General features: G+C 59.4%; 4 protein-coding genes. All 4 read left to right on the top strand.

The window, feature by feature from the left end; all coding sequences use genetic code 11:
* The first annotated feature begins 204 nt into the window (after positions 1–204).
* The 4 genes from cas3 to csb2 are packed head-to-tail and all read left to right on the top strand — an operon-like array spanning position 205 to position 7,326.
* Positions 205–2,556, top strand: a complete 2,352-nt coding sequence (gene cas3 / locus SGJ19_14205; GenBank protein MDZ4781402.1) for a CRISPR-associated helicase Cas3' — start codon at positions 205–207, stop codon at positions 2,554–2,556.
* A complete protein-coding gene (gene csx17, locus SGJ19_14200; GenBank protein MDZ4781401.1) occupies positions 2,550–4,748 on the top strand; it encodes a type I-U CRISPR-associated protein Csx17 in 2,199 nt (732 codons plus the stop codon). The genes cas3 and csx17 overlap by 7 nt, the downstream gene beginning before the upstream one ends.
* Positions 4,738–5,832, top strand: a complete 1,095-nt coding sequence (gene cas7u / locus SGJ19_14195; GenBank protein MDZ4781400.1) for a type I-U CRISPR-associated RAMP protein Csb1/Cas7u — start codon at positions 4,738–4,740, stop codon at positions 5,830–5,832. Before csx17 ends, cas7u begins: the two co-directional genes overlap by 11 nt.
* A gap of 12 nt (positions 5,833–5,844) precedes the next feature.
* Positions 5,845–7,326, top strand: a complete 1,482-nt coding sequence (gene csb2, locus SGJ19_14190) for a type I-U CRISPR-associated protein Csb2 (protein ID MDZ4781399.1) — start codon at positions 5,845–5,847, stop codon at positions 7,324–7,326.
* Positions 7,327–7,395: the final 69 nt, after the last annotated feature.

The raw sequence follows: 7,395 nt of genomic DNA, 5'->3' as shown, positions 1-7,395 counted from the left end.
GGTGGTGCGTGGTGCGAACCTTCCACGACGCCCGCCTCGCCGCGGCGCGTGGAAGACCGATCCCGGCGCACCACCTCCGTCGCCTGGCGCAACGCCGCTTCGCGGCCGTCCTGTCGAGGGTGGAGCAGGGCTTTGCATTTGAGAGTGAAGGTTAGGAATGTAGACAGTTCGGGGATTCAAACATCCGCTTGATACAAGGACACGATGCCTGACAACTTCTCGAATTTCTTCCAACACGCGACCGGGATGACGGACAGCTATCCGTATCAGCGGGAATTTGCTTCCGCCAAGGCTCTCCCACATTTACTCGGAGTGCCAACCGGCGCGGGGAAAACTGCAGCAGCGATTCTGGGATGGCTTTGGCGTTTCCAGAATGTGCCAGCCACGCCGCGTCGATTGGTCTACTGCCTGCCGATGCGCGTACTTGTCGAGCAGTCACATCGGGAGGCAAGCAAATGGATCAAAAACCTTGGACTCGAATCGGACATAGACGTCCACGTCCTGATGGGCGGAGCTGATACTGATGACTGGCACCTTCGCCCGGAACGCCCGGCAATCTTAATCGGGACGCAGGACATGCTGCTGTCCCGCGCGCTGAACCGCGGATACGCCGCCAGCCGGTTCCACTGGCCGATCGACTTCGCCCTTCTCAATAACGATTGCCTCTGGGTCTTTGACGAGCCGCAACTGATGGGCAGTGGTGTCAGCACATCCGCACAACTCGCCGGGCTTCGGAAGACGTTAGGGCTTTCGTTCGACTGCCCATCGGTGTGGATGTCCGCCACGCTCGAACCGGACTGGCTCGACACCATCGACTTCCGCGGCAGGTTTCCAGAGCCGCCGCTGGAATTGACCGATGCCGACTACGACCCGAAGCTGCCGCTGAATAAGCGTATGACGGCAGCGAAGGTACTGCGGCAATTCGACACACCCACGCCCGACGCCAGAGCGGTCGCGAAGGCCATCTTTGAAACTCACGAGGTCGGCACTCAGACGCTCGTCATTGTCAACACGGTTGATCGTGCTAAAGATGTATACAGCGAGCTAGCCAAGTTGCGGAAGAAGAGTCCAACACCCGCACTTTTGCTGGTTCACTCGCGATTTCGGCCCGCCGAGCGAGAACTGCTCAACGTCGAGTTGCAAGGCAAATCGCCCGGCGACTGCATCCTGATCGCCACCCAAGTCGTCGAAGCGGGCGTCGATATTTCCAGCCGAACGCTCATCTCTGACCTCGCGCCCTGGGCGAGCATGGTGCAGCGGATCGGTCGATGCAATCGCACCGGTGACGACGGCAGCGCTGACAATCCCGCCCGAGTTTCATGGATAGACTTGCCTGAGAAGTCACATCTGCCCTACGAAGTGTCTGATCTCGATTTTGCCCGCGATCAACTCGTCAAACTTGAAGGTAAAGATGTCTCTCCGAAGTCGCTCGATGACTTCAAGCGAACCGAGGACATCAAGCTCCCGTTCGAGCACAAACACGTTCTTCGCCGGCGCGATTTAATCGACCTCTTCGACACCACGCCTGACCTGTCTGGCAACGACATTGATATCCAGCGGTTTGTTCGAAGTGACGATCCTGATACCGACGTCCAAGTCTTCTGGCGCGAATTCAACGACGCCCCCGGCGAACAACTCAGCCCCGAACGCGCCGAACTGTGCAGCGTGCCCGTCGGCCAGTTCAAGAAGTTTATTGAAGGTAAGGACGGCGCGAATGCCTACGTCTGGGATCACCTAGAAGACATTTGGGCGAAACTCGAAGCGCGGCAAGTTCGGCCAGGCTTGGTTATAATGCTCCCCTGTAATGCGGGTGGATACTCCTCCACGACCGGCTGGGATTCCGGTTCAAAATCAAAGGTTGATCCCAGTCCACTTATGGCCAGTGTCCCAAACGAGGCAACGGGCTCTGACCCCAACTCCGCATCGCCCGTCGCCCTCATGATCGCCCAGCACACCAGCAACGTCGTCGCTGAGGTTCGCGCGATCCTGAAAGCCCTCGGACTCGACGAACAGATCCCACTCTTCGAATCCGCCGCCCGATGGCATGACGTCGGGAAAGCATTGCCCGCCTGTCAGAACGCCTATGTCAAACTCAACAACACGCTCGATCTAAACCGGTTGTGGGCCAAATCCGGCAAGAAGGGCAAGCTGCGCTACGACCGCCCGCATTTTCGACACGAACTCGGCTCGGCACTCGCTGCGCTCCAACAGTCGTTGCCTTTCGATGTTGCTTACCTCATCGCAGCACATCACGGCAAAGTGCGTCTTAGCATCCGCAGTTTACCCGGTGAGAATATGCCTGATGACGAACAAACGCTGTTCGCACTCGGCATCCGTTCCGGCGACGTCCTTCCCTCGGTCGATCTGGGCGACGGTGTTACATCGCCGCTGATCACGCTCGATCTCACGCCCATGCAACTCGGTGGCGACACCAGTTGGACCGCCCATGCACTCGATCTGCTCAAAGAACACGGGCCGTTCAAACTCGCATTCCTCGAGGCAATCCTGCGAATCGCCGATGTGCGTGCCAGCAAGAAGGAGGCCGAATCATGCTGAACGAAATCGAACTCCCCGGCTGCACGCCCGAACCGCTGATGAGCTATCTCAAAGCCCTGGGCGTGTTTCGGCTCGTCGCCGAACAGAAAGACCCTGCCGCCCGACTCTCCTGGCGTTTCGGGGTCGCAGTGCTTCACACCACTCTGGATCGTGAAGAACTGGCGAAGTTCTTCATCGATGAATACGCACCAACACCGGTGATTGCTCCGTGGAACGGAGGAAGCGGTTTCTACGGGGGCGGATCAGGGCCGCTTGTTGCAGTTGAGCAATCAACCTCTGAAAGGTTTGCCCGCTATCGCGAGACGATTCATCTCGCCCGCACGATCATTCCGTCAACAAAGCCGAAGGACGACGACAAGGAGTCTGTGCTAATCGCGTGTCGATCAGTGCTAGCCGATGAAGTGATCTCATGGCTCGATACGTGTTTTGTACTTGGTGAGAACCGTCCGACGTACTTTCCACTTCTCGGCACCGGCGGAAATGACGGCCGACTCGACTTCACCAGCAATTTCATGCAGCGCGTCGCAGAGGTTATTGCACTCGGAAACGCAGGGGATCTTTCAGAGTCGACATCGCTCCTGCACTCATCGCTTCTCGCCGACACACTCATCGAACTCGGGAAGTCGGCCGTCGGCCAGTTCAATCCTGGCGGCATCGGTGGCCCGAACGGCACACAGGGAAAGTTCGAAGCCGATTCCCGGGTCAATCCGTGGGACTACATCCTGATGATCGAAGGCACAATGCTATTCGCAGGTGCAGTCTCGCGTCGGATGGGTTCAAGCGAGTCGATGCGTTCTGTCTTTCCGTTCGTCGTCGATTCCGTCGCAGTCGGCTACGGATCGTCCACGGTCAGCGAAGAAACAAGCGACGGGTCGCGCGCCGAAATGTGGATGCCACTCTGGTCCTCTCCCTCTTCATACGGCGAGATAAAACACCTTATTTCGCAGGGCAGGGCGCAACTCGGACGAAACCAGGCGCGCAACGCAGTCGAGTTCGCATTGGCAGTGAATCTGTTGGGCGTTGATCGCGGTATCGACGCGTTCGTCCGCTTCGCATTTCTAAAGCGGAACGGACTTGCATTCCTCGCCGCTCCGCTCGGACGTATCGAAGTTCGCTTTCGTCCCGTCGCCCGGCTACTTGAAGACCCGCCGCTACGATCATGGATCGATCGCCTGCGCCGTGCCTGTAACGACAAAGAGAAAACACCGGCGCGATATCAGGCCGCGCTTCGAAATCTCGACCGAACCTACTTCGATTTCGCCTGCCGTAGTCAGATCGGCAACGACTCCAAGTATCTGCTCGACATTGTTCGTGCGATCGGGATTGCCGAGCGAACCCTCGCTCGCGGCCTTTCGTTTGCCAAAGAGAAATACATTCGCCCACTCTTTGGTCTAAGCAGCCAATGGCTCGAACAAGCCCACGACGGCTCCGCCGAATTTCGACTTGCCGCCAGTCTCGCGGGTATTGGCAAAACGAAGAAGAACGAAGTCGGCCCAATCCGTGCATTCCTTGAAGAGGTTGAAGTCACGAAGTTTGTAAACTGGAACTCCGGCAGCACCTCCGCTGTCTGGTCGAAGCCATCGCTTGCCAACAATCTGGCTGCCGTCTTCAAACGCAGGCAGATGGAAGCGTATCGCGCAGGGATCGAGGGCGTTCCGATCCGTTCTTCGTACTTCGCAAGGCTCGACGACGTCATCGACTTCCTCCACGGCAACACCGACGACGACAAACTCGCCGACCTGCTCTGGGGACTCATCTGCGTCGAGTTTCCCGCTGAACAGGTTCGACTGGAACGAAGCTCACTCGGCGCTCCCCTCGAGTTCGGCCTGCCACGACTACTCGTCAACTCGCGCAGCATTGTCGCAAGTGGCAAACACTGGAACATCGATCGCGAAGGCGCTGCGAATGCCGTCCACGATCCAGATGTCTTCCATCAACTCGCCACCGGCCGTCGCGATGCCGTCTCGCAGTGCGTCACACGGGCCGCGCGTCGGCTGAAGTCAGGCGGCCTTATGCCCGTCGGCTATCGCAACCGTCGCGGCTCCGGGCATTCGCTTGATGTCGTCAGCCGATTCGATCCGACCCGCTTGCTCGCGTCGATGCTGTTCCCACTCTCAAACGATGATCTCAAGCAAATCGCAAAAACTATCCTTTACCCCATAGAAGAAAGTGAGGCCTCCCTTGTCGATTGATTTCGCGGCACTCAAGTCCGCACCACGCATCCTGATCGAAGCCGCCCTCCAACCCGTGCAGGGCAAGCGGTTCCAGCCGACCGGATTCCCCGACCTCGGCCCCGCGCTCTACGACGCGCCCGACGGCAACGGCGGGGTCATTCCCACGCTGCTGATCGAGTCCGCCCAGTCGATGGCCAACCGTCTTGAAGCCGTCTGCTGGGACGAAGGCAACAACACCATCGCCGAAGCGCTCAAGGGCCTGCCCTATGTGCTGGTCAAACTCGCGGGCCTCGGCGACGGCACGGATACTACGACCAGCCTGCAGGAGTTTCACAGGCTGAACTCGCCATACATCATGAGCGGCACCCTCGGCGACAAATCCTTCGCGGATGTTCTCAAGCCCCAACTCGGCATGAGCACCGTCGCAGGCAAGCCAAAGAAGGAGAAGAAGGGCGCTGCCGCCGAGTCGATTGCTGAAGTGCCAAGTGCAGAGGCCGAAAAGGAACCGGATGACGTCGCCGGCGTGGTCAACCTTCGCAAGCTTGCTGCTGTGTGTTTCAAGTACGATCCGAACTCGCTGATTCACGGCATCTTTCTCGAGAAGATCGCGGGCAGGTTGCGGCATCCTCGCGCCCTCTCAGCCTTCATTGAAGCCAGCGGCGTGGGCCGGGCTGATAGTGGCGGTGTGAAGTTCGACCGCGTGTTGCCCAAGCCGAGCGTCGCAGGCGTGGACGCAAAAGGCGGGTACGGCAACGTCCCCTTCCACCGAACCGAGTTCACCGCCCAATCCATCACCGCCTACTTCAGCATCGACCTCGCGCAAATCCGCGGCTACGGACTCCCGGACGACGCGACGAACCTGCTGATCGCACTTTCGCTCTGGAAGGTTCGGCAATTCCTCGACTCCAACATGCGGCTTCGCACGGCGTGCGAACTGGAACTTGTGAACGGTTCTTCCTCGATCGTCGTCAAGCGGCCCGACAAGTTCGTGTTCCCAGAATCGACTGCGTTCGGCAACTCGATCGCCACACTCATCGGGAAGTGCCAAGAACTGTTCGCAAAACCGATCGTCACCGAACTGACTTGGTCCAACAGCAAATAATCGGAGCGCGTCATGCCCATTCTCATCAAGCTCACTTTCCCCGCCGGGCGGTATCACGCCACACCGTGGGGCAGGCATGTGAACGAAGGCGTCGTCGAATGGCCGCCCAGTCCGTGGCGATTGCTCCGCGCACTGGTGGCCGCTTGGAAGCGCACCTGCGCCGACGTTCCCGAAGCGAAGGTCAAGCGAATCCTTCAGGCGATGACTCCGCCGCCACGCTTCAAACTGCCACCTCATCGGACGGCACACACGCGGCACTACATGCCGTGGGAAAAGAAAGGCCCCGCCGACCGCGCACTGATCTTCGACACCTTCGTCAGCGTCAGCCGCTCCGAATCACTCTACGTCGGCTGGCCTGATGCGGAATTATCGCCTGACGATCGGACGGTGCTCGCCCGGCTGCTCGACAACCTCACCTCGCTCGGCCGGGCCGAGAGCTGGACGCACGCAGCCATCTCCGACGACTCTGTCGAGCTTGATCTGACCGTCTCCGACCAACTTGACTCCAATCCACTGCGCGTCTTCTGCCCCGACCCTGCCACCGCATTTGACGACGAGCATTACCCCACGCACGACGCGGGCAAACTTGCCAAGGGGAAGATCAATCCTGCCGACTACCTGTTCGACTGCCCGCGCTGGCACTTGTGCCTGGATACCGAAACGATCCACGCGAAGAAATGGCCAGCAGTTCCCGGATCACGCTGGGTGAACTACGCGCGTCCTGCAGAAAATATACGTCCCATTCGACGCACACCTTCTGCACGACGAGCCAAGCCCGCCATCAAGGTCGTGCGGTTTCTCATCGACGGCAAGGTGCTGCCGCGCACGTTCGACACACTTCCCTTCGCCGAAGCATTTCGCTACGCGGTCCTTCGCAAGTTCCCCGAAACCGGCCCCGGCTCGCAAACCCTTAGCGGGCACGACGCCAACGGCCAACCGATGCAAGGCCACCGGCACGCGTTCTATCTGCCCACGAACTCCGCCGACGATCGCGCGCATCTCTCTCACGTCACCGTCTACGCACCCGCGTCACTCAACGACGACGAAATCGCCGCATTGGAATCGCTCCGCTCCATGCACACCGGCCACGGGGAAAAGCGAAAGGATTATCAACTGCGAATTGTCGGCGTCGGCGTGCCTGGCGATTTCAACCAGCCGATGTTCGCTTCGTCACGTGAATGGGTTTCGACGACACCTTTCGTCTGCCCGCGCTTCCCTAAGCCCACGCAAACCGCCGCCGACGTCGCGCGCGAACTGATTGCAAAACTCGGCATCGGCGCACTGATCGACGTCCACGCTGACCGCGAACCGATCGACGGCTTGTCCTTGCGCGAGTTCCGCCGGACAAGACAAAACTCCGACGACCCAGTACAACGATTCGCCCGGCTTAGGCTCCACTTCAAATCGGGAATCACCGGCCCGCTAGCCCTCGGTTACGCCGCCCACTTCGGCCTAGGGCAGTTCGCGCCGGCCGACATTGCGGTTTCGGTCTGATGGCGGCGGTGGATCATTGACTCATGTTGTGCATCCATGTCCGAACAATCTCCAGCATCCTCCCTTCTC

It is taken from the genome of Planctomycetia bacterium (assembly GCA_034440135.1).
Classification (GTDB): Bacteria; Planctomycetota; Planctomycetia; order Pirellulales; family JALHLM01; genus JALHLM01.
This window is presented reverse-complemented; position numbering and strand designations above follow the sequence as displayed.

Excerpts from the sequence above, each read along its gene's own strand:
- cas3 (MDZ4781402.1), top strand. The coding sequence starts at position 205 with ATGCCTGACAACTTCTCGAATTTCTTCCAACACGCGACCGGGATGACG.
- csx17 (MDZ4781401.1), top strand. The coding sequence starts at position 2,550 with ATGCTGAACGAAATCGAACTCCCCGGCTGCACGCCCGAACCGCTGATG.
- csb2 (MDZ4781399.1), top strand. The coding sequence starts at position 5,845 with ATGCCCATTCTCATCAAGCTCACTTTCCCCGCCGGGCGGTATCACGCC.